Origin of the sequence: Rhodobacter capsulatus (genome assembly GCF_052363175.1) — a bacterium.
In the GTDB taxonomy this organism is placed as follows: Bacteria; Pseudomonadota; Alphaproteobacteria; order Rhodobacterales; family Rhodobacteraceae; genus Rhodobacter; species Rhodobacter capsulatus_D.
Genome location: NZ_CP198946.1, coordinates 2761878 through 2788289, shown reverse-complemented (window position 1 = coordinate 2788289; position 26412 = coordinate 2761878). Strand labels below are relative to the sequence as shown.

Here is a 26412-nt window from a genome sequence, read left to right as displayed (position 1 = left end):
AGGCGCGCACTGCGCGCGCCTAAGCGCCCGGAGGCCCCGATGACCACCCCGTTCGACACCCAATCCCTGATCCTGTCCCGCGCCGCGACCCGGCCGGGGAACCTCGCCCTGCCGCTGCCCAATGGGCTGGTGGGCGCTGCCGCCAAGATGGTGGTCGGCAAGATGATCGCCCGCGGCTGGCTCGAGGAGGTCGAGGCTAACCTGCGCCGCGGCGAGCCTATGTGGCGCGAGACCGGCGACTGCCACGGCACCACGCTGATCGCCACCGAGTCCGGGCTGGAGGCCATCGGCATCGAGCCGCTGGTGGCCAGCGCCGTCGCCAGCGCGCGGAAGGCGAAGCCGAAGCAGGAAGCGCAACAGACGCCCGACGACACCGAAACGGCAAAACACGTCGCCATCCGCGCTGGAACCAAGCAGGCGCAGATCATCGCGATGCTTCAGCGACCCGAGGGTGCGACAGTCGCCGATATGGTCGAGGCTACCGGATGGTTGGCCCATACGGTCAGGGGCTCGATCTCGGGGGCGCTGAAGAAGAAGCTGGGCCTGCCCATCACCGCCGAGAAGGTCGAGGGCAGGGGGACGGTATATCGGATCATTAATGTTCGTGGTCCTTACGTTTCCAGTTGAGCACGTGTTACCGTGCTTCAGAAACAGATTCGTCACACGTCAAAGAGGTGACCTGACCATGTTTGGGCCCGGCTACACAGTTTCTGAGACCATCCAAATCTGGGGAACAATTATTTCGGCGGTTGTGATGGTTGCGACAATCGCGCAGGTAGTCGTTGCTTATCTTATCGCGCGGTCAATTCGATTGGCGTCAGAGAAAAGCGAAAAACTCTCGCTTCTCGGCAGGTGAACGAAAAGTGGCAACAGTACAATAGCCTTGTTGTGTCTGATACCAGCTTTAGACAAGCTGCAATGGCCTTTGAGGACTGGCAGGGCAGCGAAGGGGAGTTTCAACTGCGCTACCTGACATTTATGCATTTGAATGTCGCCCACGATGCATACAACGCAAACCGCCTTTCTGATACTCCGAATGGGCACCTTGAAGCAAATTCGCGCGAGATGATTGCCCTGCTTCGTGCTCAAAGGCGTATTGCGATTTCAATTCTAAAAGGTAACCGTGGGTACGACAAAGACTTTTGCCGCATGTGCTTGGACATCATAGGAGATGAACCGGACGTATCGGCCGAACAATCAATGACTGCGGGCTAAACACAGAAATAGCCATTTTTCAAGTTAACTCGTATGGCCTTTCGCCCCGTCGCCATCTCCCACCGCCGCACCGCAACATCGCAATAGGCCGGGTCCAGTTCCACCGCGAAGCAGCGACGCTCGGTGCGTTCGGCTGCGATCAGCTGGGTGCCGGAGCCGGAGAAGGGTTCGAACACGAGGTCGCTGGGATCGGTGAATGCCTCCAGCGCCGCCTCGACCAGCGCCACCGGGAACACGGCCGGGTGCGATCCGGCGGCGCCCAGCCCGCCCTTGTGGCGCATGATGCGGAAGACGCTGTCGGGGATGCGGTGGCTCTGGATCGCGTTTCCGGAGCCGGTCTTGCGATGGACCGTGCCGTCGGTCCCGCGCAAGCCCCCGCCGCCGAGGGTTTCGCCCGCATGTTTGCTTTCGACCGTTTTGTTCGGCTTTCGCGGGTGGCGGTTGAAGTGGAAGATGAACTCGTGCGACGGGGCGAGACGTCCGTTCCAGTCGCCGGGCAGGCCCGGCCCCTGGTCCCAGACATACCAGCCGAAGCGCCGCCAGCCCTGCGCGCGCATCCAGTCGACCCAGCCTTCCCAATACGGGATCCACTCGCCATCGCGATGCACGAGGCCGAGGTTCACCAGCAGCTGAGCATCGGCGGTGACGGGCGCCGCGGCGAAGACGCCCTGCATCAGCGCGTCCCAATCGCCGACCTTTTCCTTCGCCGCGCCATAGTCGCGCTGCTGGGCGTAGGGCGGGGAGGTGAACAACAGCGACGCCTGCGCCCCGCCCATCAGCCGCGCCACCACGGCCGGGTCGGTGGCATCGCCGCAAATCAGCCGGTGATGCCCGAGCCGCCAGATGTCTCCCGGCCGGGTGATCGGGTCGGTCGGGGCCTCCGGGATGGTATCGGCCGTGTCATTGTCGATGGGCGCGCGATCGTCGGCATCGTGCAGGAGCGCATCCAGTTCATCTTCGGGGATCCCGATCAGCCCGAGGTCGAAATCCTCGGCCATCAGGCCCCGCAGTTCCTCGAGCAGAAGGGCCTCGTCCCACCCGCCCAGTTCGGTCAGCTTGTTGTCGGCGATCCGGTAGGCGCGGCGCTGGGCCTCGGTCAAGTGACACAGCACGATCACCGGCGCCTCGGCCAGCCCCAGCTGGGCTGCGGCCAGGATGCGCCCATGGCCCGCGATCAACTCGCCGTCTGCGGCGACAAGGCAGGGAACGGTCCAGCCGAATTCGGCCATGCTCGCGGCGATCTTCGCCACCTGGTCGGCGTCATGGGTCTTGGCGTTCCGGGCATAGGGACTCAGGCGTGCAAGGGGCCAGTGCTCGATCTGGCCGGGCAGGAGGGGCGCGTTCACGCCGCGAGCCGCCGTGCCTTGAGGGCGGCAAAGGTTTCGCCGGTTTCCGTCAGCACCGCCTCCTGGCCCGTGAACGACTGCCAGCGTTCGATGGCGACATCGATATAGGCCGGGTTCAGTTCCACGCCGAAGCAGATCCGGCCCGTGGTTTCTGCCGCAATCAGCGTGGTGCCGGATCCCATGAAGGGCTCGTAGACAGCTTGGCCGGGGCTCGAGTTGTTCAGGATCGGCCGCCGCATGCACTCGACCGGCTTTTGCGTGCCGTGGACGGTGTCGGCGTCCTGATCCCGGTTGGCGATCTGCCACAGCGTCGTCTGCTTGCGGTCCCCGGCCCAATGGCCTTTGCCCTTGGCGCGCACCGCATACCAGCAGGGTTCATGCTGCCAGTGATAGTCGCCGCGGCTCAGCACCAGTCGGTCCTTGGCCCAGATGATCTGTGACCGGATCGCGAACCCCGCGGCCACGAGGCTGTCGGCCACAGTCGCGGCATGCAGGGCGCCGTGCCAGACATAGGCGACGTCGCCGGGGAACAGCGCCCATGCCTCGCGCCAGTCGGCGCGGTCGTCGTTCAGCACCTTGCCGGTGCGCTTGGTCTTGGCCGCGCCTGCGGCGTTACGCCAGGAGGGATCATACTCCACGCCATAGGGCGGGTCGGTCACCATCAGCAGGGGACGCACATCGCCCAAGAGCCGCCCGACCACATCGGGAGCGGTGCTGTCGCCGCAGATCAGCCGGTGCGCACCCAGCTGCCATAGGTCGCCCGGCACTGAGGTCGCCGTGACCGGCAGGTCCGGAACCTCGTCCTCGCCTTCGACCGGGCCATCCCCGCCCAGCGCCTCGGGATCCCGCAGGAGCGCATCCAGATCGTCGTCGCTGATGCCCAAGAGCGTCAGGTCGAAATCCTCGGCCAAGAGCCCCGCGATCTCGTCGCGCAACAGCGCCTCGTCCCATTCGCCCAGTTCGGTCAGCTTGTTGTCGGCGATCCGGTAGGCGCGGCGCTCGGCCTCATCGAGATGGCTGAGCCGGATCACCGGCACCTCGGTCAGGCCGAGCATCGTCGCGGCCAGAACCCGGCCATGGCCCGCGATCAGTTCGCCGTCGTCAGCGACCATGCAGGGGACGGTCCAGCCGAACTTGGCCATGCTGGCGGCGATCTTCGCCACCTGGTCGTCGCCGTGCATCTTGGCATTGCGGGCGTAGGGGCGCAGCCGGGCGATCGGCCAGGTTTCGATCTGGCTCGGCGCGAAGACGAGGTCCATGGGGTGGGGCTCGGGATTTGCGGGAGGGGAAATGAAAAGCGCCCGCGAGGGGGTTCCTCCGGGCGCAATTCTTCGATGATCAAGGGGTAGGTCAATGGGGGCAGGTCTGTCAACTAAAAAAGTAAAGTGGGTTCAACAGCTTCTGACGAATTGGCTTCCAGGGGTGGCTTCCCGCCATCTGGCTTCCCCGGAGGTGGCTTCCCTGGCTTCCCGCTGGGAATCCACCCCGGCCAGATCGTGATTTCGCAAACCGCTGATCTGACTCACAAATTCCGGCGTCAGATCGCGAGGTGGCTTCCGCCTGGTTTCCCCGGTGGAAATGCCCCACGCTGGCGAACCGCCGCGCTGCGCCCCCCCGCATACGATGTAGGCTGGGGAGGAACCATAGAAGGGGGATGTGTGCCCGATACAGACTGAATACATGTCGGGAAGTGATGTGTTTCAGAGTGTCTGTATGCCGTGCTTTCCGTATTCGATCTGTGCTGGATGATTTATGTTTGGTTGAGGACAGGAACTTCTGCGTTCTTCCACGTTCCCTTTCCGCTATCTGTCGGGATGTGAGGGGCAACCTGCGCGACTGTGCGGGTGTGCAACACTGGTGGTGCGTGATTCATATCCCAAATATGAAAAATGTAAGCGTCGGCAGCCTGAACTGCCTTGTTCCACTCATTGCGAGTCACAATGAAGCGCATGGGAGAGATCGTAGTGGACTTGACTTCAATGAGCCTGTTCGCAATGTTACCCTTGCTGTTGTCGTAGGAAAGCACATCGTAACCTGCAAAGTTGTCATCAAAACCTGGCCATTCTGGTTCCAGATTGATGCCGATGTCTTTAAGGCGCTTGCGCTCATGTTCCAGCGAAAGGATTTCTGCAGCGCGTCCCTGCTCCATCTTTTCGTGATCTGTGAGGAGGCGTGCGTAGCCTGAAACCGAGTCCCACCAAGTAACAACATGGAGTGGCGTCGGGTTCTCCATCAGACCGGCGGCAGCGAAGATATCTTGATCGTTGCGGTCAAGCCTTTTGACAAAGCGCTTACGGCCTTGGCGCATGAGCTTTGCCCAAATCGGTTGGTGCTTTATCAAGACACCCCTAATGCAGGTCTGGTAGAAAAGATGGCCGTCGAGCGGGCAGTCCTTCTCGACGAGCCCGGAAAGGTAGACAGATGCCTCCATATCCAGGCTGTGTGCGTCTGCTTCAACTCTTTCGATCAGCGCAAGCAGATCGGTGAGCGGAAGTTCTGGATGACTTGCCCGATACTTGCGAAATAGGCGAAGCCCTTCGAAGCACGGCAGCGAGAAGACACGTTCGGTAGAAATCGCCGCGGTCATTCGACCTCCGGCGGAACGCCCGGTGCTGTACCCTCCATCTCTGCGATGAGATCGATGATGTCCTTTAGCTCGACATCGTAGTCGAGCGGATCTGCGGCCTCTTCTTCGTCAAATGCAATCTCGTGGAGATCTGGATCGTCCAGGAGCTGCTGCATGTTCCGGATTTTCTCAACAAGGCGGCGACTGACCGACATGTCGATGCTGCCGATGACGGGCGGTGCTTTGGAGCGATAAATATGAATGTGGGTTTCTTCGTCGGGAGCCAGACCGAGGCGGTGAATGCGGTCGATGGACTGAAGGTAATGAGTCGAGACATAGCTGCGGTCGGCGTAGATAGCATTGTGGCAGACGGTGTGCAGGCTTATGCCCTCACCCGCTGCGGCTGGATTTGCCACGAGGACGAAGCATCCTGGGTCTTTATGGAAGCGCCGAATGCGTCCCTCTCTGGTTTCAGGATCGCTTGGCAGGCCTGACGGAACTCCGCCATGGATATAGACGGGGTTAAGGTCTGCAAGCGCGGAGACGAAGCTGTGGATCGTGTCGGTGAATATCGTCCAGATCACGCACTTCTTGCCGTCCTTCGCCAGGGCATAGGCGTGATCCATGACTGCCCGCATCTTCGCGGAGTGGCCTTCATCGAGTACCTGTTCGACAATAGCGGAGTCCACTTTAACGTCATCATTCGCCATGGCGCTAAGCGCAAGGGTTGGATTAACGGAGAGCTGAAGCAGGCGCATAACAGACCGCCGTGCTTTCAGGAATTGCGCGTCACCCATGCCGCGCGATATCTGTTTCGAATAGTTGCGCAGGAATTCATTGCGCACGATGGAGTAAAGGGCGAGCTGCCCCGAATCCATACTGACGTCGATGAAATGCCGCTCGGCTGGCGGAAGGCCTAGCTCGGTCTTGGTCGTGCGAACATAGAGATTACTGAGAACTTCACGCGGAGATTTTCCATGCGAGAGTTCGAGACCGTAGCCGTGTCCAGGCCACAGAAAATCGAGCTGCGACTCCATATCGGATGCCGCCTGCGGCATTGGCGTTCCTGTAAGGATATCGCGCCGTACAGGGTCATCTGCCGTTCGGAGAAAGAACGCACCGCGCTGAGACTGCCAACCCGCCTTCATGCGGTGCGCTTCATCAAGAACAAGGTGGGTCGGCGTGGTGGCGAAGTGCGAAGCCAGCAAACCCTGCTGACGGATCACCAAGTCATAAGAGATGATGAACCGCGTTGCCCCCGACCGAAGCGCTTTGCGGGTCTCATCTTCAGAGCCGACCAAGAGCGTGAATGGTTCGGAGCCACCGTTTGGAGCATCTTCAACCATGCACTCGTCAACAATGTCCATCCACGCCTGGAAGGCCGCCTTCGGCGCGACGACGATGATGTGATGTCCAAATTGCCGCGTTAGCATATGCAGCGCGAATGTGACCGTGGTCTTCCCAGCGCCAGGAACGGAAAAGTTTGCACCGTTGCTTAGTGCGAGAAGGTGAGAAAGGTCTCGAAGCTGGAAGTCGCGGAGCTCCCGCTTTGTAAAGCCCACGTCTTTGAGCCGCGCTTTGATCTCATCCGTGGTTAGGACTTCGGTGATCTGGCTGCGCAGCTCGCGTGTCTTGCGTATTTGCGCAGCGAACGCACGCAATTTTCTCTCTGCCTCACCCTCGGGTCGGAAGCGGAAATTCAGGCTTATCTGACTGGTCTTGCTGCCAAGCTCTCTCACTACGCCAAGCGTGTCTGGCCAAGATAGATTGATCGCCCCACCTGCAACGGTGTGATCGAGTTTCTTCGTACGGATCGCCAGTTTCAGGCGCGACCAGATGGGGGTCTCCAGGGCATCGTGGGGCACTGTGAAAGTGCCTGTGTGATCAAGATTATATCGAACGGTTACAGCTGTCGGGGTGTCACTCACGCAGGCTTACTCCTCCCCGTTATCATCAGCCGAAACACCGTCCTGGCGCGCTTGGATCGCGGCCTCGATCTTGTCGAGTCCTTTGCGGATCGATCCAATCTGCTTGAGGATAGCTGGCAAAGTCGGCGTTCCTGCGGAACTGATGTCGATGCCCGTGATCTTGGAGTTGACCTGCGCCAGCGCCTTAAGCGCCGCTTCTTCGTTCTTCTGACCTTTGTCCAGCTCGATAGCGTTCTCGCAGGCCTCGATCAAAGTGGTGATCGCTTCGTCCTTGGTGTCTTCGTCCCGTAGTGCCTCGATGATTGGCGTGTAGTCTTTGCTATCGTCGTCAATGTCGATGTCGATGGCGAATTCGTCATCATCGACCTGATGGTCATAATCGTCGGCGGGCAGCTCAAGTTGATCTGCGAGAATTTCCAGCACCTGGGGTGCCAGCTTGCCGAACGCCGCATTAAAGCGGTAGACACGCCCACTTATCCTGTCGCGGTTCTCGTAGAGAGACCATGCAATTGCGCGGCTTGCGTTCTGAAGGTTCGCGTCCTTCTTGGCGATAGCCTTCGGTAGATCCCCAAATATCTGCTGCCCGTCCTGAAGCAAGTCGTACTCGCCAGGCTTCTTGACCCACTCGCTGAGGTACAAGTCTGCCTCATCGAGCGCTTGCAGGACGTTTTCGATGTCGGTCTTGCTGCGGCGAAGGCGGTCTGCGACCTCCTTTGTGGATCTGTTTTTCCCGACTTGGCGGCGGATCAGCCTTGCATCGCCGATCCAGTCATAGTCGAGCTTCGTTTGAGGTCGCGCTTGCAGATCGGCTTCGATATCGTCGATTTCGTCTCGCGTAACGTCTGGCGGTAGAACGGCACACTTGATGTTGGTGAAGCGATCATCGACTGATCCATCCTTGCGCGTCACAAGCTCGCGCATAGCAGCAAGTCGTCGGTTGCCGTTGACGACAACACCTGTGCTGGTGATGAGGATCGTCTCGCGCTGACCGTCCTTTTCCAGAACAGAGATTATCGGGGTTACAGAGTCGGTGCCCTGCTTGGCGAGCCGCGCGAGGATTTCATGCTGCGCCTGCTGGGCGGTGGTCAGCTCCTGGCCCTTCTCGAAGAAGTCCTTGGCCAGGCCTTCACGGGCGATCTCTGTCTGCTGCGCGCTGAACGTGCGGCAGTTTTCCATGCGATAGACAGGGACGTCTATCGGCAAAGAAATGACTTTAGGCGTGAACTTGTCGCTGCGAAAATCATAGATGGTTTCGCCGAATTCATCCGAGGCTTCTCGTCGCTTGGCGATCATGGCCTCGCGCTCCGCTCGGGGTGTCAGATTGATATTGTACGTCACTGGCGTCCCCCTTCTTACTCAAACGCTACCACTAGGATGGGCACGGTGATAACACGGTCGAAGAGCTCAAGCTCTTTGATGACGCGCTCGGCGTTGGCGATATTATCGCCAATGATTTTTGCAGCTTCTCTTGTCGGCAGGGCTATTCCTGCGGCTTCGATCTTCTGGCTTTGAAATAGGTATTGGAGCTTCAGGAGATCGTAGGGCGCACGGCTCATGTTGCCCGTTTGAAGCTGGAACGCGAGATCGTCTTGCATGGCGAAGACACTGAGGCCATGCGCTTGGTCGAGGTTGACGTTGAGCGCCCAACCCTCCTTCAGGAACTCGGTTTCGACATGCTTTCGAATTTCGGTCGTGCATCGCGGCGCGATCCTGACTGCGGGTGCCTCAAAAACGTCCGTGAGCCATTCTTTCAGGTCACGCCGATTCCATTCGGCACCCGCGCTGTGATGATCTTCGTAGGTATATGCGAGCTTCATGGATACTACTAAGCATTGGGGTCATAGACGGGTTTGTTCATCGGGCGGGTTCGGAGCGTACCTGCACGGAGTTGGTGAATGCGATCCCATGCAATGTCGACATAGGCTTTATCCAGGTCGCATCCGTAGGCATGTCTTCCGTGCTTCAACGCAGCAATCGCGGAAGAGCCAACGCCAAGATATGGATCGAGGACGCTCTCTCCTTCGTTTGTTAAAGCCAGCACCAATCTCTCCACCAGGCCGATAGGGAACTGGCAGGGATGATCGGTTTTTTCAACGTGGTTGGATTTGACGTTGGGAATATCCCAAACATCGGAAGGGTTCTTGCCAAGAGGATTACTGGAAAGCTCGCCCTTGTTCGGACCTTTGAAGTGCTTTTTATCTGGATACTTGGAGGGGATGCGGACGGGATCTAGATTGAACGTATAGTCCTCAGATTTGGTGAACCAAAGAATTGTTTCGTGCCGACCTGAAAAGCGCTTCTGACAGTGCAGCCCATGACCAAATGTCCATACAACCCGATTGCGAAGCTGCAGGCCATGGTGCTTGAAGAGCGGGTATAGCAGGATGTCTAGCGGGAATATCTCGCCTGAGTCAACGTGGTTGCCAACTTGCCAGCAGATGGATCCGTTTGGCGCGAGCAAACGTACTGCTTCGGCAATGCACGCAGCCTGATCCTCAACATATTTTTCTTGCGAGGTGCGCTTTTCGTAAGACTTTCCAATGTTGTAAGGCGGTGACGTCACGATCAAGCTCATGGACTCGTCAGGCAGACGACGCATGAACTTAAGATTGTGCTCGCAAGCGATTTCGGCTTTCGCATCCCGTTCCAAGCGGTGAATCTTGGCACTATCGTTGTGGTCAGAGTGCACAAGGGCAACGGCTTGCTTCGAGGGCATGTCTTTGTTCCGATGATTCTTTACGCTGTATGAATGGTTCGGCAGGACGAAAACCGAGGCGGCACCTTCACGATAGCTGGTATCTGGCGCGAAACGCAATCCTTCATCTGGCGTCGTTCGACCATCCTCGCCTCTTGCCATACGTTTGCTGCTCTGGATTAGCTGAAGCTAACCGGTACAAGACCGGCGGTATCGGGAGTAGTCGTGGTGCTGCTGGGGCCGCATACCGCGGTTACGGGCATGCGCACCAAGGGGCCCTTTGATCTCTGCCTCGACAACCGTCTCAACGGCCTTTGGCAACAGCAATCGAAGCCTTTGCTCGTGGCATCTCAGCGCCCCAAGGTCTCTCCCTCGGCAGCGCCGCCGTCACTTCGACTTCCCGCAGCATTCCGCCAACGATCAACCCCTCGCGCACCCAGCCCAGCGCCTGCCGCCAGTCCTCATAAGCCTGTCGCGCCGAAGCGATCTGCTGCGGATGGGGCGAGAAGGTTACGCGGCATGCCAGCACCTCGACCGTGCGCCATTTGCCGCGGGTCAGGACACGTTCGGTGCCCACCACGATGGTCGTCGCGCGCTCGCCATGTTGGTTGCGCCTGACCTCAACCGGCACGCAGCGGGGCACGGCGCCGGGCATCCAGTCGGGAGTCAGCCCGGCGCGGGCCAGTTCGGCGACGCGGATCGCCATGCGTTTGCCGCCGAGGTTATCGGGGATCCCGGCGACGGTGGCGGCGATCACCTCGGCATCCTCGTGGGTGTAGCCGCCGATCTTGTGCTGGCCGCCGTCGATCTTGCAGCCCAGCGCGGCGCGTTGGAGGAGGACATATTCGAGGCCGAAGCCAAAGCCCTCCTCGGTGACGTCCTTGGGCAGGGGAAGCTCCAACTGGGCCTTCTCGATCCTGAATGCCCATTCCAGTGCTGCCTGCACGCCCAGCGCGCGTTTCGCGCGTTTGCCGCCTGTGTGGCCTACCGGTCGATGCAGGGTCATCGCACGCCCCGTTCGCGCAGGCGTTCGGGCGTTACCAGGCCTCGGGCCAGCATGGCGTCGCGCATGGTGTTGCTGATCGCGCTGATCGGCAGATAGCGGTTGGAGTTGATCAGATCGGCGTAGAAGGCGGCCGGATCGGTGATCGGGGGTGCGGGCGGGGCAGGGGGCGCCTTGGGCTTGCCCCGCTGCCGACCAACATTCTCGGCCTTGCGCCCTGCTGCGCGCTGCATCGCCCGGTCGAGCGCCTTCGGGCCATCGGGCGGTTCGGGGTGCTCCTGGCGGGAGGCTTCGGCCGTGGCGATGATCTCAGCCTCGGTCAGCCCGAGCTCGTCGCGCCAGCGCTGGACGTGCAGCCGCGGCGGCCAGCCTTGCCACCAGCCGGGCAGGGCGGCGAGATCGAGGCCCAGCGCGTCGAGCAGATCCCCGAAAACCTCATCGGAAATCGCCGCGCGCGCTTGCGCGCCCTCCTCCTCCTTTACTGGTTCTCTTAAAGGTTCTCTTACAGGGTTAGTGTCCGGATTTCGGACACGGCTTTCGGGATTTTCCGGACACGGCTCGGCCGGAAAATCGAACACGGCTTCCGCGCCAATCCCGTGTCCGAAATCCAGACACGGTAGGTCAGCGGCCATGCCGTCGGCGTCATAACCCTCGGCTTCGTCGAGCCTTTCTTTGCCCTCATCCTCTCCGTGTCCGATTTCCGGACACGGCACCACAGCCACGGGTGTGAAGCCCGGCTCGAACCCCAGAATGTAGCGGGTGGGCAGCTGGCGCTTGGTCACTGGATCCAGCCGCGGCACGCGCCGCAGCAGGCCCACCGCTTCGAGGCGGCCAAGGTGATCGTTCAGCGTCGAGCGGCTGATCTCGCAGTCATGCGCCAGCCGGTCCTGCGAGGGGAAGCAGCCGTAGTCGGGGTTGAACCGGTCGCAGAGGTGCCAGAGCACGATCTTGGTCGTCGGCTTCAGCCCGCGCTGCTGGATGGCCCAGTTGGTGGCCTCGTGGCTCATGGCGCGGGCCTCCGTGGGGCAGGGGCGATGCGTGTGGTGAAGCCATGATCGGCCAGAGCGCCCAGCGCGTCGTCGAGGCTGCGGACCAGCGCCCAACCGAACCCCTGCTCCTGCACCGCGTCGCGGAAAGCCTCCTGTTCCGGCCGAAGCCACCCCTTCGGCGCCTTCAGTTCAAGGAACAGGATGCGGCCGCCGGAAAGGACCATCAGATCGGCGAACCCGGCATGAACGCCCATGCCGACGAGGATCGCCTGGCGCTTCGCACCGCGCGGCCCGGCCTCCGTCACCTCGTTGGCGCAGTGGTGGATGATGGCCGAGCGGGGCAGGGCGATGCGCAGCGCCTGCACGACGGCACGCTGCAGATCGGCCTCGGGGGTGCCACGGCGTTTCATTGCGCGGCCCTCCCTTGATCTTCGCGCTGGGCGCGGGCGATGGGGCGCCGCGCGTCGATCACCAGCTGGAGGCGCCGGGCGTCGGCCCGTTCGTTGGCGCTCTCGCCATGGGTGGCAAGGACCGTGCAGGCGAGGCGGAGCAGCTGGTCGCTGTGATGCGCGACATCGGCGATGACGGCGCGGGCCTCGGCCACGCGATCGGCGGGCCAGGCGGCATTGCGGGGGAGGGTTGTCATCACCGGCGCCCCCCGCTGCGACGGCGGCGCGGGGCGGCCTGTTCCTGTTCCTCCAGCCATTCCTCGACGGCGGCGCGGCGGTAATAGACTTTGCGCCCAGCGCGGACACAGGGCGGCCCCGTGCGCATCGCCTCCCAGCGGCGCAGGGTATCGACCGAAAGGCCGAGTTCCAGCGCGAGGTCGAGACGGCTGATCCAGCCAACCAGCAGCGTGCGGGGCTTTTCCTTCGGGTCTGGCATTGATCCGAGGTGCGACATCGGGCTCTCCCATTTCTGGCTCCCGGGGTGGGGGCCGGTTGCGAGAACCATCAGGGCAGAGCCGGAAGGGTGGCGCATAGGCGCTGACCGGCGTTGAAACCGCCGCACGCGTGCCACCCCTTGTTTTATTGGCTGAAACGGGATTTTGCCGAAGAAGCGGCGGAGAGCGGCGAAGATACGTGCAAGGGGCCGAACGGTGTCGAAACTGCATTCGGCTGCGAACAGTCGGATTTACAGGTGATTTACCGGCATTGATGGGCAAAGAGGGGGCGGCACCCGGCATGAGCCCCTTGCCACCCTCTGATTTCCTTGGGGATTTTCAGAATTGCGCCCGTGGGAACCGGCGTTGTTTCAGGTCGCCTCGGTCATTCCCGTGGAAATCGGGAGCATCAGGCGCCTAAGGTTCTGCGCGCTGGGCGACGACGCGATGCGGGAACACCAACAAAACAAGGAGTGGCACGCATCTGGCGATCTCTACGCCGGTCAGCGCCTATGCGCCGCTCCGGCCCGCATGCTTGGCTTGCAATTCAGGCGAAACCACGCCTCATGTCGGTGGCAACCAGGACGAGACGCATGCCGCAACGCATCAAGCTCACGGAAAAAGTCCTTCGCGAGGCCGAGCCCACGCCCGGCCGCGATTACCAGATTTTCGACACCGACCTGCGCGGTTTTGCCGTCTGCATCTACCGTGGTGGGGGGCGGGCCTTCACCATCGACTACCGCCATGCCGGGCGGCAACGGCGTATGACCTTTGGCCGCTGGCCGGAATGGTCGGTGGCCGCCGCCCGGGAACGGGCCAAGGAGCTCCGGCGCGAAATCGACGCCGGGGGCGATCCCTTGGGCCAGCGCGTCGCAAAGCGCGAAGCCCCGCGCGTGGCCGATCTGGTCGAACGCTACTGCGCCGAGCATCTGCCGAAACTCTCGGCGCACAATGCGGCGGATCAGCGGTCGTCGCTGACGAAGTTGGTGGCACCGGTCTGGGCGCGCAAGCTTGTAACTGAAATCACGCCGAGCGACGTCGACAAGCTGCTGGCGCAAATTGCCGAAGGTCGAGCGCGGCCGCACAAGGAAAAGCCCAACAACCGTGCGCGCAAGTTGCAGGGCGCCAAACCCACCCCGGTGCGCGCCAACCGGATCGGGGAGATGCTGCGCAAGATGTTCACGCTGGCGGTCCAGTGGGGCTGGTGCGAGGACAATCCTGCCCAGCGCTTCTACCGCCGCACCGAAACCCCGCGCGAGCGCTTCCTGTCGAAGGAAGAGATCGCGAGCCTCGCTGCGGCGCTGGATGCGGCCGAGGATCGGCGCGCGGCCGATGTCATCCGGATGTGCATGCTGACGGGCGCTCGGCTGGGCGAGGTGCGTCAGGCCCGGTTTGAACAGTTCAACCTCGAACACCTGAGCTGGTCTAAGCCGCCCACCATGACGAAACAGCGCCGTGCCCACCGCGTGCCGATTTCGGATGAGACTGCTGCGATCGTGCGCCAGCGGCTGCTGCTCGTGCCGAAGGGCTCGCCGTGGCTGTTTCCGGGCGACACGCCGGGCCAGCCCGTGCAGGAGGTGCGCCGGTTCTGGGCGCGGGTGCAGAAGCAATGCGGGCTGCAGGATGTCCGCATCCATGACCTGCGCCACACCTTCGCCTCGCTCCTAGTCAGCGGCGGCGCCTCGCTCGAAATGATCGGCAAGCTCTTGGGCCACAGCCAGATGCAGACGACCCTGCGCTATGCCCACCTGATGGATTCGCCGCTGCGCGCCGGGGTCGATGCCGTGGCCAGCGCCTTCCGGCCGAAGCCCCGGCTGGTTCATGATGCCGAAGACCAGGCCGAGTGGAAATCGGCCTGACACCTCCCCGTGCGCAACGAGTTCAGGCGTCCTCCCGCCGCAGCGCCCGCCAGATCGGCGTAACCTTTCGACGAATGCTGCGCTCATCGGGCATCTTCTTGCCGTCCGACCGATCCGCGAACCAGTCCTGCATCTCGGCGACCAACTCGGCTTGCGTGGCAGGCAGGCCGCGATCATGGATGCGCACGATCAGGGCGATGGTCATGCCCTCCCAGTCGTAATTGGTCGAGGCGCCCGCAGTTGTTGCGACGCGCCGCACCATGTCGTTTTCTTCCTCGAAGGCGTGCACCTCCTCGGCGAGGATCATCATGTCGGCAATCGCGACCGGGATACCACCGGCGGGATCGGTGATCAGCAGCCAATCGCTCTTTTCGAGGGGCAGAATGCGCCGGACAATGCCCTCTGTCGGCCCGGTCCCGCAACGGCGGAACAAGGGGAGCAGGTCCATGGGCGACAGCGCGACCTTGCCCGCGATGATGTCCTGACCGCAGCGCACCGGGAAGATGCCTGTCAGAATCCGGAACCGGCCTGCGTCTGACCAGCCTGCAATGTCCGCGATGTTGCAGCCCCAGCGGGCTGAAACTTCGTGCAGGGTAAAATAGACACGCGGCGGCAAGGCCATGATGCACCATCCTCGATCAGATCAAGGGAGGGGATCAGCTCCAAACCGTCTGGCAACCTTCGTTCTGGGCGAGAGGGTCACCAATACGGCGGAATCAAGCCGATCGTGCCCCTGCTGGGTGGTGTGTCATGAATGCCGTATCGATGGTTTCTTTTGCTTTTGGCTGAGGGCTGCTCACCTCGGACAGGCAAGCTGCATGGACTTCCGATTCGGCGCAAGAGGGGGGCACAAAGGAAGCTGTGGATAGTTACCGTGTGGCGCTCCAGCGGCGTATTTCCTAGACATGGATGCCAAGCTGCGGGATTCCCGTCTTAGGCAGAGTCCCGCGGCTTAGTTCCGGGCGATCAGGTGAGTGAAGGGCAATGGCCGAACGCAACGATATTTCCGGCCTTCTGGCCTTCGTCAGCCGGGAAGGGGGCTGGCGCGACCGGCTGCAGGATGTGGTCGCCGAACACCTGATGCCCGCGCTGGAGGAATTCGAGATCGACCAGGACAGCTTGGCTGATCTGCTGGGCGACCAGTGGTCGGGCGTCCTCTGGGGGTGCGGGTTCGAGGATTTCCTTGGCCAGCACTATGAGGACGGCAACATCGTCGATCTCTATCTGAAGCGGCGCGGTTGGAAGGAAACGGCCTTGAACCGGGCCTACTTCAGCGCGCTGCGGGATGCGCCGGTCAGCCTGTACGAGGTCAGCGATGTCCAGCCGGGCATATCGATGGTGCTGCGTGATATGTTGTCGGATGCCGCACCGGTCACGGTGCGCGAGAAATCCGCCACGCGCACGCTGAAACAATGGGACCGGATCGCTGTGCGGGTGGTGCCCGAACACGATCACCATGTAATCTCCGGCGCGCTGCTGCCCTTCCGCACCGAAGCGGTGGATTTCCTGTTTGCCGGGCTGCGGGATGCCTTGAAGCTGAAGAAGCGAGATGCGCTGCGGCTCACCCGCGACCAGCTTCTGGGTTGCGCACCCATCTTTACCTCCGCCTGGCTATTCATCGAGATCGACCGCGCCCTCACCCCGGCGCAACCGCAGTTCACCAATTCGGACGGCGATGATGTGCTGTTCCACGACCTGCGCTACCCGCTTGCCAGCGGCGTCACGCAGAAGGCGGTGGCCGAGCGGCTTGACCGGGTGAAGGGCTTCATGCCTGAGGGACCGAAGTTCTGGAACTGGCTGGCTGCGCGGAAGGGGCGCGGCGGCAAGGCAGGCGGTGGCATCATGCTGGACGCGCAGATGGAGGGGGCCACGGTTCTGGGCTCCGTGGAACTGAAGGGAAAGACGCTGCTCGTGACCGTCAACTCGGCCGAGCGGGCGGCGAAGGTCCAGACGTTGATCGGCGCGGCCGCCGGGGATCTGCTGAGGGCACCGTTGACCACGATCCGGACGGTGGAGCAGATGCGGGCCGACCAACGGCGTGACGGGCCACGCGAAGCCGCCGACGAAATCCCGCCAGAGATCGCGCGCCAACTGATGCGGGATCATCTCGACAAGCATTATCGCGAAACGCTGGATGCGCCGATCCCGGCGCTGGGCGGAAAGTCACCACGTCAGGCTGTCCGGACGACTGCTGGGCGCGAGAAGGTGATCGACTGGCTGAAGATGCTGGAAAACCGCAGCGCCGGGCATGGCGAGGGGCCCATCGCCGAGTACGATTTTGGCTGGATGTGGGTTGAGCTCGGGCTCCAGGATCATCGGAAATGAAGGCCGACAAGACGGTCTGCGATGATGATCTGCGGGAGAGGCGCGTGGGCTACGTCAACACCACATCAACCTGCGACTGCGCGCATGACGCTGCTTTTGCTTGTGAATCCGTGTGAACGTTGATGTGTGCGCAGATGAAAATTGCGCCAAAACAAACGCTTGCGGCGCAATGCCTTGGTTTTTCTAAGTTATTGGAATCGCTGCGATTTCGGCTCATAACCTGAAGGCCGCAGGTTCAAATCCTGCCCCCGCAACCAACACTAATTCTTCCATAATATCAGTAACTTGCGAACGCACCGCCGCGCCGTTCGACAGAAGTTGCATCTCCGTGGCCCCAGTTCCCGCGGCAACGCGCGTCACCACATGCACGGGCTGACCCGTCGCCAGACGCAACAGCCCTGCCAGAGACCCGTGAAGATCTGCCACAAGTTCCACGCCCCCCTTCGCCGTCGCTGACGGCACAGGATGCAGCACGATCTTCTCGATCAGGCCTCGGATCGCATCCTTCGCCTCGCTCGCATGCGCAGGCTCCGTCAGCGCCGCGATCAGCTCCCGGATCCGCCTCCGATACGTCCCTGCCATCGACGGGTGAAACCGCACCACCGACGGGGCAGGGGAGGCCGCAAGCAACGCCTCAAGCTCCGCCTGACGCACCGCAAGCGCATCCATCTTCGACTTCACCCGTGCGGCAGGAACGCCTTCCAGAAGAGCATCGACCAGCTTGTCGTGGTCGCGCTGCACCTGGCGCAGTTCCGCCTCTCTGGTTGACCGAAAGGTGTCCGCCGCCTTCTCCAGCCGGTTCCGTTCTGCCGCATATTCCTCGCAGAAGACCCGCACCGCCTCGTCGTCCATCAGATGATGCTCCAGCGCATGCAGAACCCGTCCCTCGATGTCGTCCTTCTTGATCACCGTCATGTTCGTGCAGACTGCCTTGCCCTTCGTGCGCGCCGACGTGCAGCCGAACCCATCTTGACCAACCTTCGAAAATCCCGAGCCGCAGCAGCCGCATTTGAGCAGGTAAGAAAGCAGAAACTTCGGCCGACGACGATCATAGATCGGCACATTGGTTCCCTTCGACTTCAGCGACCCCTGACGGGTTCTGACGGCTTCCCAAAGCGCCTCATCGACGATCCGCAGGTGCGGCACGTCGATCTTTTCGACGATCTCTGCCGGGTTCTGGCGCGACACTCTTTTGCCGGTATCCGGATCCTTGGCGTAATTGAGCCGGTTCCAGACCCTGACCCCGGCATAGAGCGGGTTGTTCAGGAGCCCGGTGCCGCGCTCCCGATTGCCGTGCAGCGTCGAGGCGCTCCAATACTTGCCGCGCGGGGCAGGGACCCCCTCTAGGTTCAAGGTCTCCGCGATCTTCTTCGGCGAGAGCCCTTTGATCGCGTAATCCTCAAAGATCCGCCGCACCACCACCGCTTCCATTGGATCGATCTCAAGATCGCCGCGTTCCTCTTTCCCCAGCACCTCTGCAGGGGGCAGCACCTTGTAGCCGTAACTCTTGCCGCCAGCGTTCTTGCCCGCCTTGATCCGACCCTTCTGGCCGCGGCGGGTCTTCAGCGCGATGTCGCGCAATTGGATCTCGTTCATTGTCCCCTTCATACCGATCAGCATCTTGTCGATCTTGCCCTCGGTCAGGGTGTGAAGTTCGACCTTGCCGAACTCGAGGTCATCGTGAAATCCTGCGATGTCGGCCAGCTTGCGCGACAGTCGGTCCAGCGCTTCCGACAAAACGATATCGAACTTCCTTGCCTTTGCATCCCGCAGCAACGCCTTGATGCCGGTGCGGAACATCGACGCCCCGGAAACCGCCTTGTCGCTGTATTCGCCAGCGATCTGCCAGCCCATCCGAAGCGCATGCTCGCGGCACGAATCCAGTTGGTCCTCGATCGAGGCGTCACGCTGCTTGTCCGTTGAAAACCGCGCATAGAGCGCAACGCGCTGGGGCTGGGTCATGGGTGTCTCCTCCAAAATAGGGCGCCCATAGGAACGCCACGATGATCCGCGGGCTGCGGCCCCCGCGCAAGAAAGAAATACGGCCAGGGAAGAGCGCGGTCCTTACCGCCTCCGCTTCGGGCTCCCAAGCTTCGTGGAAATGCCCCTGTGGGATGTGTTGCCCGTCATCGCGCTTTGATGGTCCAACCGTGCGGCTTCCCGCGCCAAGATCCGGATGAAGTGGAGATACTGTTCTCTCAGCATCTCCCTCTCGGCGTGCGAAATCGGTCGCGTGATCAGTGCGCCGGTTGCCGTTGTCGCGAGAAAATCGACCCGCAGCGCGGAAACAGTGCCGATATCAGGAGGCTCCGCGGCGGCCCCCTTGCTGACATGCCTTTTTCGTTCTCGCGCCATTGGCCGAGTTTCTCCGTTGTCGCGAACGAAAAATCATTCGCAGCTTCGATTTGTTTTCGGTAGGGGTGGGGTTTTAAATCCGCGTCCTTCCCGCAAAACATAATCTTTAAGCTGAAATTTTGAAATGCCCGATCGGAATTGCGGGTTGCCAAGTATGTGGATAACCGTATTGCTGGAAATTCGGCTGCCATAAATTCTTGAAAAGATGTGAGGGTATTATTTTGCCGGAATGGCTTTCGGGTAATATTTTCCCGCATATTTCCTTGGTTTGCGAAAAAGAATTTCACATACAGGCTTTGGTGCGTTGCGTGACGCAACAGAAACTCTTTGATGCCTTCCACCATGTTCTGTTACTCCCCCGACAAAATCGGAAACGGAATGATTTCTGCACCGGAATCGGGCGCGTCCTCATATTCAGTCCCCTCCAGCATTTTGAGGATCCCGTCAGCATTGAGTTCCCGCTCCCGCATCAGGGCTTGCGCAATGCGCTGCACATACGGCAGACGCCGGGACAGAAGGTGCGTGGCCTCGGCTTCGGCGGCATGCAGCCGGGCTTCCACACGATCTCTCAGAAGCGGATCGGCCAACAGGAGCGGCGTGTTTTCGGTGTCGTGCCAGGCGAGTCCGCTGTCGGTCAGGCACCACTCCCGTTCGATCTGCAGGGCGAGCCGGGTTGCAAGTGCAAGGTCGCTTCGGCGCCCTTCGCCCGCCCCGCTGGATGCGTTGCCGAAGAATAACTTTTCCGCCACCCTGCCTCCGAAAAGCGCCACGAGTTCGTCATTCGCGCTCCGCAGCGTGTGGAATGGCGTACGCCGCGACTCGACGAACCCGCCCTGCCGGGTCAGGCGGACAAGATGCGGCACCGGACGGCGCGTCGCCCAGGCGGCCACGACATGCCCCGCCTCGTGAATTGCGATGCGCTCTTCCTGCTCAAGATCGGGCTTCGGAGAAATTCTGTCCGCCGCGGCCTGAAGATCCGCCGCAGACAGCCTGCGCCCCGCCTCGCGGGCGCGCGTTGCGGCGGCCCGCAACAGGGCGGCGACGTCGGCGCCGGAACAGCCGAGGATCTGGCGCGAGATCTCCCCAATTGATTGAGCCGAGATCCGGGGGCGCGGCTGCAGCTTTGCCAGCGAGGCTGTGATTTGTGCGGAAATCCCGGCAAGATCGGGCGCCGTGAGGCTGATCCGCAGGTCGATACGGCCGCTGCGCACGACCGCGTCATCGACCTGGTCTGGGTAATTTGTGGCCGCCAATACAATCACGCCGGGCGTCTCCGCCAATCGGGTGAGTTCAGTCAGCAAGCCGTTGACGACACCGCGGAGATAGCGATCCGTTTGCCCGTTGCCGCCGCGCTTCGCGAACGAGTCGATTTCATCAAGGAAAAAGACGGCTGGCGCTCGCCTGATTGCCTCAGTGACCTTCGCGCTCAGGGCCGCGAGCATATCTCCCTGATGGCCGTGGCGCTGGCAATCGGCATACGACGTGCTGATCAGCGGGATGCCCGCCGTGCCCGCAAGTGCCTGGGCCATCATCGATTTGCCGGTGCCCGGAGGCCCGAACAGCAATGCCGAGGCCGTCACCTGTGACCAATCGAGGCTGCCCCGCTCCCAGCGCGAAAGATCGGTTGCCAGCAGGCGCAGGGTTCGCACGGCCTCGGGTTGGCCGTAGACGTCATCGAGCGTGACGCCAGTCGCCGCGGCGGACGACCGCGCGAGATCCGTCAGACGACGCGCGACTTCGGCGGCGGTGTCGGCATGGAACGCCGCGCCGATCGACCGGGTGGAGAGTCGCGCCAGATCGGCGGGCGACGGCAGAAGTGTGGCGAGGTCGGTTGCGTCAAAATCCTCGGGGTGCGTCAGGTGCAACACGGCAAGCACGGCCTCGGGCGTGGGGCGCGGCAACACCAGAGTCAGCACGGTAACTTCGGCAAGCTCGCTGTCGATCACGTCACGGTCGGCGGTCACGAGCAGGATCGACGCGCCGTGCTCCAGCGCTGGCTCCAGCTTCGCGCGGAAATTGCGCTGATCCGCCGTGCGATCTCTGGATGCGCTGGCCCCTGACGTGAAAACCCGCAATTTCGGATCGGCCCGATCGGGGCGGACAGCAGCCGCGGCGCGCAAATGACGCAACACCGGCTTTGACAGGGCCTGCTCAACGGCGGTTTCATAGCCGGGCGGCGTCTGCAGGACAGTCACGGTGCCCGGCCAATAGAGGCGGTCCAGGCATGCGTCCTCGGGCAGGGCGGTGGCGAACGCGGCGAGAGACAGGAGCGCGGGTGCCTCCGATCGGCTCGGGCGGCGCCGTTGCGTCCCAGCTTCTGCCGCCTCCCGCAGGGCGATCTCAGCCTCGGCCTCTGCGATGCCCTGGCGCATCAGTTCGAGCAACGGATCGGGCGAGATATCCGGATTTGTCAGCCCTTGCGAGCCCGTGAAATCCGGATAATCGCTCTCGGCGGGTTGAAATTCGGGCAGATCGTCTTCTGAAGGAAAATCCAGGGACAAATACACCTTCAGAAATTCCGTAATCTTGTCAGCGGCGACGGGCGGGATGGCGTGGTTCTGGCTGGTGGTCATGGCGCACCTCGAGGCATGCGGAAACTGGCCCCGACCGCGGCGGTCGGGGAATGGCTGTGCGAACTGGGAGCGTGAGATCAGGCGCCGAGGGCGCGGCGTTCCCGATGGGCCGCTATCGCGTCGAGAAAACTGGCCTGCGGTTTTCGCCGGAGATAAGCGATCTCTGTGGTTGCCACGCGCTGGACACGGCGGAGGTCGGCACTGAAAAAGATCACGTTCTCCGCTAGGACGACCAGGGCCGCGATGTCATAGGCCCCGTGCCGATACCTGTGTCGTCCGCCCGGACTGCGCCGATAGCCCTGTTCCAGGGTGAAGGTGAAGAACCCGCCGCGCGGGTGCGTCACGGTCTTGACCTGAACCTTGATCGGGTCATCCCCCACGAACAGCAGGCGATCATATGGCTCGGACTCGGGCGCCTCGAGCGGGTGAAATCCCCAGCGGAGCAGAAGGGAGTCGGTGAGCCGCTCCCCGGCGGCACCGATCCTTTTTGCATGGGTGGCGCGGATGGTTCCCGGAATGTCGGGATAGTCGATCATCTCCGTCGGCGCGCTGAAGGCACGCAGCGGCGGCGGTTCGACGGCGGGCAGAAGCCCGGGAAGGAGCATTTGGGACATCGGTCACCTCAGCAATATGGGATGGGCCCCGGCCAAAGGCCGGGGAAACATGCGCTGTCGGCCGCGCAGGTTGCGCGCTGCGCCATCACGTCGGAGCCATGGCGGAAAAACCGAAGACGGGAAGAGATGTGTTCGGGGTTGGCGCTCAGCTCGCCGTGGCGATCTCCGCCTCGAACGCAGCTTCATAGGGATCGACGCAAGCGGAAAGCGTTGCCAGATCGGCGAGCCTCTCGCGGGCGGTTTGCAGCATCTGTTGCACCCGTGCCGAACTGCCCGTCGGAGCCGCGAACGCGCCGGGATAAGAGCCAAGCAGTTCGTACGCCTGCAAAAATTCCGCGGTGGACGAGGCCCGGATCAGGATGCCCGCCAGCATCGCCATCGCCTTGAGCGCAAAATCCCCGTGGCCATGCAGGGTCTGATCCGTGATACTCTGGATCTGGCACAGAACGGTGCTGCGCGCCCGTTCGGCATCTCGCAGCCATTCCAGGCAGGCGGGGTCGGTGGCCCAATCGCTCTCGGCGTCGCGCTCCGCCTCGATGTAAGCCGCGAGAGCGACGATGAAGCGGGGGAACATCCGCGCGATCCGCGACGGATCAGCTGCGGGTTTCATCACGGCGCGCGCCGTGGTAGGGAAATGGGTAGCCATGAGTGATCTCCTCGTAAGATCAGTTGTGGTCAGGATTGAGGAGGTGTTGGTAGCGCCTCCTTGATCCGCATATCGGATATATGCGGTATTCCCGGTATTGTCAATATGAGACATATCGACTATGTGGTTTTTATGGCTAGAGAAACCGCATACCCCGTCAAAAAACTTGTCAACCTCACGGACGAGCAAGCGAAACGCATATCCGATTTCCGGTTCGATCAACGTTTGCAGTCTGAGAACGAGGCAATCCGACGGTTGATAGAGCTGGGTCTAGAGGCGGTCGAAAAAGATCGCCCTTCGGGACAGTAACAGCGTCTCCCTTTCGGCTGTCACGAAGGTCCGGGGCTGCGCGAAATGCCAGATCGGCAGGGGTGATCTGGGCCAACGGAAAGCCGCGACCACTCCCCGCCAATACCGCCGTTGGAGCGTGCTATGGAGATTGCGCCCAAATCTTTGCTGTCGATCGTGTGTGGAGCAGCACGAAGCCTAGCGCCGTAGCAGAGGGCAGACAGTGGACGTTCGCTGTTCAGCCTGCGAATGTAAGGTCTTGGCTGATTCCCGGCTGGCAGTTATCTAAGCGCATGATGAAAAGCTGATCCGGATCTTCCGCGAAATTGATGATCCTAAATTGCGCAACTGTCTGACCGAAACTCTGCCATTTCGAAAGATTAGTATTTCAATGTAACGTCGAGCGACCCAATAGTAGAAAAACCGGTCTGAAGATGCGAGGGAAGCATGATAGCAGAACCGATCGACGAAGTCGAAGTTTGGTCGAATAAGCTGGCGCCGTGGCGGCAGGATGCCCTGCGTCGGCTCGCCGTCTGCAATGAACTATCCGGTAAAGATATCGACGAACTGCTGGCGATGATCAAGCAAGCGGCCGGTTTTGAGCTCACCACGCCAGCTTCGGCGCCCGTGCCTTTCGCCAAGGCGCATTTTGGTGGAGGAAAGCAAAAGCCGATCGTGCTAAAGGGCATTGCCAATGTGCAGAATGTTAATCGGCTCGTCGCGAACGCCGGACTTGATTTTTGCCCCAAGGCGCTGACCGTAATCTATGGCCGCAACGGCAGTGGCAAAAGCGGCTTTGTACGCATCTTGCGCACCGCGTGCCGGACCCGCATTGAAAATCCCGCCAAGCTAAAGGTCCTCTCGGACGTTTATGGCGGCGGCACAGAGCCGCAGTCGGCCGATATCATCATCGATGCGGGCAAAGGTGACACGCCGGTAGCCTGGACGACTGGAATGACAGCCGCACCAGAACTCATGCAGATCGCGGTATTCGATACACTTTCCGCGCAGCTCTATGTCGATGGCGGTAACCAAATACGCTACCTACCCTTTGGCCTTGCGCTGCCCTACCGGCTCAATGCCATCTGTCTCAAGCTAAAAGAAAGCCTCGAAGCCGAGCGGGCGATGGCCGTGGGGAACAAGGTCAGTCTCACGGCGATCAGCTTCCCAGTCCCGCGTGCCACAAAGGCCCAGCTATTTGATCGCGCGCTCGACAAGGCCACAACCGACGCCAAGCTTGACGAGGCAGCCAAATTCTCGGCAACGGATCAGGAACGCCTCGACGAGGTCACGGCGATCCTGTCGGCAGGTGCCGCGGTCGTCGCCGACCTGACCGCACTTATCGGATGGATCGAGTCGATCGCAGGCGAATGCGAAACCGCTGCGACTGCCTTTTCGGACACCGCCTTGTCCGGTTTCTCGACCTTGCGCAAGAGTGCCGTCACCGCGCGCCAGACGGCGCAATTGTCGGCAGGCGCTTTGTTCACGGACGAACCACTTCCCGGCGTGGGAAGCGAGAGCTGGCGCGCGTTATGGGCCGCAGCGCGCGACTATTCGGTGAGCGAGGCGTATGTCGGTGCCGACTTTCCAGTCATGCCGAGCAAAGCCGGTCCGGCGGCCTGCGTGCTATGTCAGCAACCGCTGCTTCCCGACGGCGCCGCGCGGATGCAACGCTTCCAGAAATACATGGACGATACGCTCGATCTCGCCGCGACGAAGGCCGAGCAGGCGGTCGCCGATGCCCTCGACGCGCTTCCGGCGTTGACACAGCTGAGCTCGGAAGGATTTGCTGATCGGGGCGAGCAGATTCGACAGCGCGACCCGAAGCTCGCCGACGTCTTATTGAGTTTCCAAATGTCGGCAACGCAGCGGCGCAACGACGCTATTGCTAGGTTGGCGGGTGAAGACAGCGCGTCAGTTCCGGCGCTCGATTCGCCGCATGCTTCGATGAAGGAACTAGCGAAGAAACTCAGGGACGATAAGGACGCGCTCGCCAAGGCTGGCGAGGCTCACGAGCGCGAAAAGCTGGCCAGTGAGAAGGCCGAACTCGAAGACAAGAAGATCCTTGCTTCCAATCGTGCCAAGCTAGTTACCCGGCGGGATCTACTCGTAACCGATGCGGCATATGCAAAAGCGCTCGCCGAAGTGCAGACCAAGGGGATCACGCAGCGCGCAAATGAACTGGTTGATACGCATCTCACATCGGCGGTGGTGACGCGTTTCGACGCTGAGCGCGAAGGGTTCGACATCATGCACCTCAAGGTCGGCCTCTCGCGAAAAAGTGGTCAGACCAAGGCCGAATTCGAGGTCGATCCGCAGACAAAACTCACCAAGGTCACCTCAGAAATTCTCAGTGAAGGCGAGCAGCGGGCGCTCGCGCTCGCGGGCTTCCTCACTGAAGTGGCGCTGACCGACGGATCCGGGCCGATCATCGTCGACGATCCGGTATCATCGCTCGACCGTGACCGGAGCGCGCGGGTTGCAAAACGGCTCGCCGCGGAGGCTTGCCAGCGGCAGGTGATCGTGTTCACCCATGATATTATTTTCTTCAACGAATTGTGCTGCGCTGCCGAGAGCCAGGGTGTCGAACCGGTGACAATCGCGCTCTTCGGGGATAAAGACGCAGCCGGAAAAATCGATGCCGCTGGCATGGTCTGGAAGGGTCTCAACGTCGCCAAGCGCATAGGCAAGATCAGGAGCGACTTCGCGCCACTGCCCAAGTTGCTCGCGAGTAGTCCGGCCGACTACGAGTATAAGGTTAAGCACCTCTATGGCCGGATGCGCGACACCTATGAGCGCGTGGTCGAAGAAGTCATCTTCAGGGACATCGTGCGTAGAGGCACCGACGTCATCCAGACGCAACTGCTGCGTTACGTCACCTTGTCGGATGAGCTCGCGATCCGGTTCCATGAGGGCATGACGCGGGCGAACACCCACAGCCACGACAATCCCGCCGCGGATACTGTCCCGGTTCCCAAGCCGGAGGATTTCGAGGCTGATATCGCAGCGCTGGAAAAGCTCGTCTTGGACCTCAAGGCGGAAAGCCTCGCAGCTGAGACGGCGAGGCCGCAGATGAAGCCAAAGAAGTATTAATGGGCGGAGAGCCGCCCGATGCATGTGCGGCAGC

At 61.6% G+C, this 26412-nt stretch carries 23 protein-coding genes; 5 read left to right on the top strand and 18 right to left on the bottom strand.

Translation table 11 applies throughout. From position 1 onward, the window contains the following. Positions 1–39 precede the first annotated feature (39 nt). Positions 40–627 carry a DUF3489 domain-containing protein gene (locus ACTTAI_RS14640; RefSeq protein WP_444452262.1) on the top strand — a complete coding sequence of 196 codons (588 nt, stop codon included), beginning with the start codon at positions 40–42 and terminating at the stop codon, positions 625–627. A 291-nt stretch (positions 628–918) separates the two neighbouring features. Further along, a complete protein-coding gene (locus ACTTAI_RS14635; protein WP_444452261.1) occupies positions 919–1215 on the top strand; it encodes a hypothetical protein in 297 nt (98 codons plus the stop codon). Here ACTTAI_RS14635 and ACTTAI_RS14630 read toward each other — a convergent pair. From ACTTAI_RS14630 to ACTTAI_RS14575, 12 genes are all read right to left on the bottom strand, one after another. Then, on the bottom strand, positions 1212–2561 hold the full coding sequence (locus ACTTAI_RS14630; protein ID WP_444452260.1) for a site-specific DNA-methyltransferase: 1350 nt from the start codon (positions 2559–2561) through the stop codon (positions 1212–1214). The genes ACTTAI_RS14635 and ACTTAI_RS14630 overlap by 4 nt on opposite strands. After that, entirely contained in the window at positions 2558–3820 is a 1263-nt protein-coding gene (locus tag ACTTAI_RS14625) for a site-specific DNA-methyltransferase (protein WP_444452259.1), read from the bottom strand. The genes ACTTAI_RS14630 and ACTTAI_RS14625 overlap by 4 nt, the downstream gene beginning before the upstream one ends. Before the next feature lie 491 nt (positions 3821–4311). Then, positions 4312–5148: a DUF3883 domain-containing protein gene (locus ACTTAI_RS14620; RefSeq protein WP_444452258.1), complete on the bottom strand. Its 837-nt coding sequence runs from the start codon at positions 5146–5148 to the stop codon at positions 4312–4314. Beyond that, positions 5145–7055 (bottom strand): SNF2-related protein, encoded by a 1911-nt coding sequence (locus ACTTAI_RS14615; protein WP_444452257.1) that lies wholly within the window; start codon positions 7053–7055, stop codon positions 5145–5147. The genes ACTTAI_RS14620 and ACTTAI_RS14615 overlap by 4 nt, the downstream gene beginning before the upstream one ends. A gap of 6 nt (positions 7056–7061) precedes the next feature. Further along, a complete protein-coding gene (locus ACTTAI_RS14610; protein WP_444452256.1) occupies positions 7062–8393 on the bottom strand; it encodes a hypothetical protein in 1332 nt (443 codons plus the stop codon). 14 nt (positions 8394–8407) lie between these two features. Further along, positions 8408–8872, bottom strand: a complete 465-nt coding sequence (locus tag ACTTAI_RS14605) for a restriction endonuclease (protein WP_444452255.1) — start codon at positions 8870–8872, stop codon at positions 8408–8410. An 8-nt stretch (positions 8873–8880) separates the two neighbouring features. Continuing rightward, the gene (locus ACTTAI_RS14600; RefSeq protein WP_444452254.1) at positions 8881–9912 is read right to left on the bottom strand and encodes a DNA-methyltransferase; all 1032 of its coding nucleotides are present in this window, start codon (positions 9910–9912) and stop codon (positions 8881–8883) included. A 142-nt stretch (positions 9913–10054) separates the two neighbouring features. After that, the gene (locus ACTTAI_RS14595) at positions 10055–10756 is read right to left on the bottom strand and encodes a hypothetical protein (RefSeq protein WP_444452253.1); all 702 of its coding nucleotides are present in this window, start codon (positions 10754–10756) and stop codon (positions 10055–10057) included. Then, on the bottom strand, positions 10753–11760 hold the full coding sequence (locus ACTTAI_RS14590) for a helix-turn-helix domain-containing protein (protein ID WP_444452252.1): 1008 nt from the start codon (positions 11758–11760) through the stop codon (positions 10753–10755). The genes ACTTAI_RS14595 and ACTTAI_RS14590 overlap by 4 nt, the downstream gene beginning before the upstream one ends. Next, entirely contained in the window at positions 11757–12152 is a 396-nt protein-coding gene (locus tag ACTTAI_RS14585; RefSeq protein ID WP_444452251.1) for a VRR-NUC domain-containing protein, read from the bottom strand. Before ACTTAI_RS14585 ends, ACTTAI_RS14590 begins: the two co-directional genes overlap by 4 nt. Then, complete coding sequence (locus ACTTAI_RS14580; protein WP_444452250.1) at positions 12149–12388, bottom strand: hypothetical protein; 240 nt, start codon at positions 12386–12388, stop codon at positions 12149–12151. The genes ACTTAI_RS14585 and ACTTAI_RS14580 overlap by 4 nt, the downstream gene beginning before the upstream one ends. After that, complete coding sequence (locus ACTTAI_RS14575) at positions 12388–12645, bottom strand: helix-turn-helix transcriptional regulator (protein ID WP_444452249.1); 258 nt, start codon at positions 12643–12645, stop codon at positions 12388–12390. Before ACTTAI_RS14575 ends, ACTTAI_RS14580 begins: the two co-directional genes overlap by 1 nt. A gap of 573 nt (positions 12646–13218) precedes the next feature. On the opposite strand from ACTTAI_RS14575, the gene ACTTAI_RS14570 reads away from it, so the two are divergent. Beyond that, positions 13219–14484, top strand: a complete 1266-nt coding sequence (locus ACTTAI_RS14570) for a tyrosine-type recombinase/integrase (protein WP_444452248.1) — start codon at positions 13219–13221, stop codon at positions 14482–14484. Positions 14485–14506: 22 nt separating this feature from the next. Here the strand turns inward: ACTTAI_RS14570 and ACTTAI_RS14565 are convergent, their stop codons facing one another. Next, a complete protein-coding gene (locus ACTTAI_RS14565) occupies positions 14507–15106 on the bottom strand; it encodes a hypothetical protein (RefSeq protein ID WP_444452247.1) in 600 nt (199 codons plus the stop codon). A 362-nt stretch (positions 15107–15468) separates the two neighbouring features. Between ACTTAI_RS14565 and ACTTAI_RS14560 the strand changes: the two genes are divergently transcribed. After that, positions 15469–16809: a hypothetical protein gene (locus ACTTAI_RS14560; RefSeq protein ID WP_444452246.1), complete on the top strand. Its 1341-nt coding sequence runs from the start codon at positions 15469–15471 to the stop codon at positions 16807–16809. A gap of 213 nt (positions 16810–17022) precedes the next feature. Here ACTTAI_RS14560 and ACTTAI_RS14555 read toward each other — a convergent pair whose 3' ends face one another. The 5 genes from ACTTAI_RS14555 to ACTTAI_RS14535 all read right to left on the bottom strand — a co-directional run bounded on the left by ACTTAI_RS14555 (position 17023) and on the right by ACTTAI_RS14535 (position 22997). Next, positions 17023–18771: a recombinase family protein gene (locus tag ACTTAI_RS14555; RefSeq protein ID WP_444452245.1), complete on the bottom strand. Its 1749-nt coding sequence runs from the start codon at positions 18769–18771 to the stop codon at positions 17023–17025. A gap of 275 nt (positions 18772–19046) precedes the next feature. Continuing rightward, positions 19047–19508, bottom strand: coding sequence for a hypothetical protein (locus tag ACTTAI_RS14550; RefSeq protein ID WP_444452244.1), 462 nt, complete (start codon positions 19506–19508; stop codon positions 19047–19049). Positions 19509–19514: 6 nt separating this feature from the next. Further along, positions 19515–21737, bottom strand: a complete 2223-nt coding sequence (locus tag ACTTAI_RS14545) for an AAA family ATPase (RefSeq protein WP_444452243.1) — start codon at positions 21735–21737, stop codon at positions 19515–19517. 77 nt (positions 21738–21814) lie between these two features. After that, complete coding sequence (locus ACTTAI_RS14540) at positions 21815–22351, bottom strand: hypothetical protein (RefSeq protein WP_444452242.1); 537 nt, start codon at positions 22349–22351, stop codon at positions 21815–21817. Between the two features lie 145 nt (positions 22352–22496). Beyond that, on the bottom strand, positions 22497–22997 hold the full coding sequence (locus ACTTAI_RS14535) for a hypothetical protein (RefSeq protein ID WP_444452241.1): 501 nt from the start codon (positions 22995–22997) through the stop codon (positions 22497–22499). Between the two features lie 735 nt (positions 22998–23732). Here ACTTAI_RS14535 and ACTTAI_RS14530 point away from each other — a divergent pair. After that, entirely contained in the window at positions 23733–26378 is a 2646-nt protein-coding gene (locus ACTTAI_RS14530) for an AAA family ATPase (RefSeq protein WP_444452240.1), read from the top strand. The last annotated feature ends 34 nt before the right edge of the window (positions 26379–26412 follow it).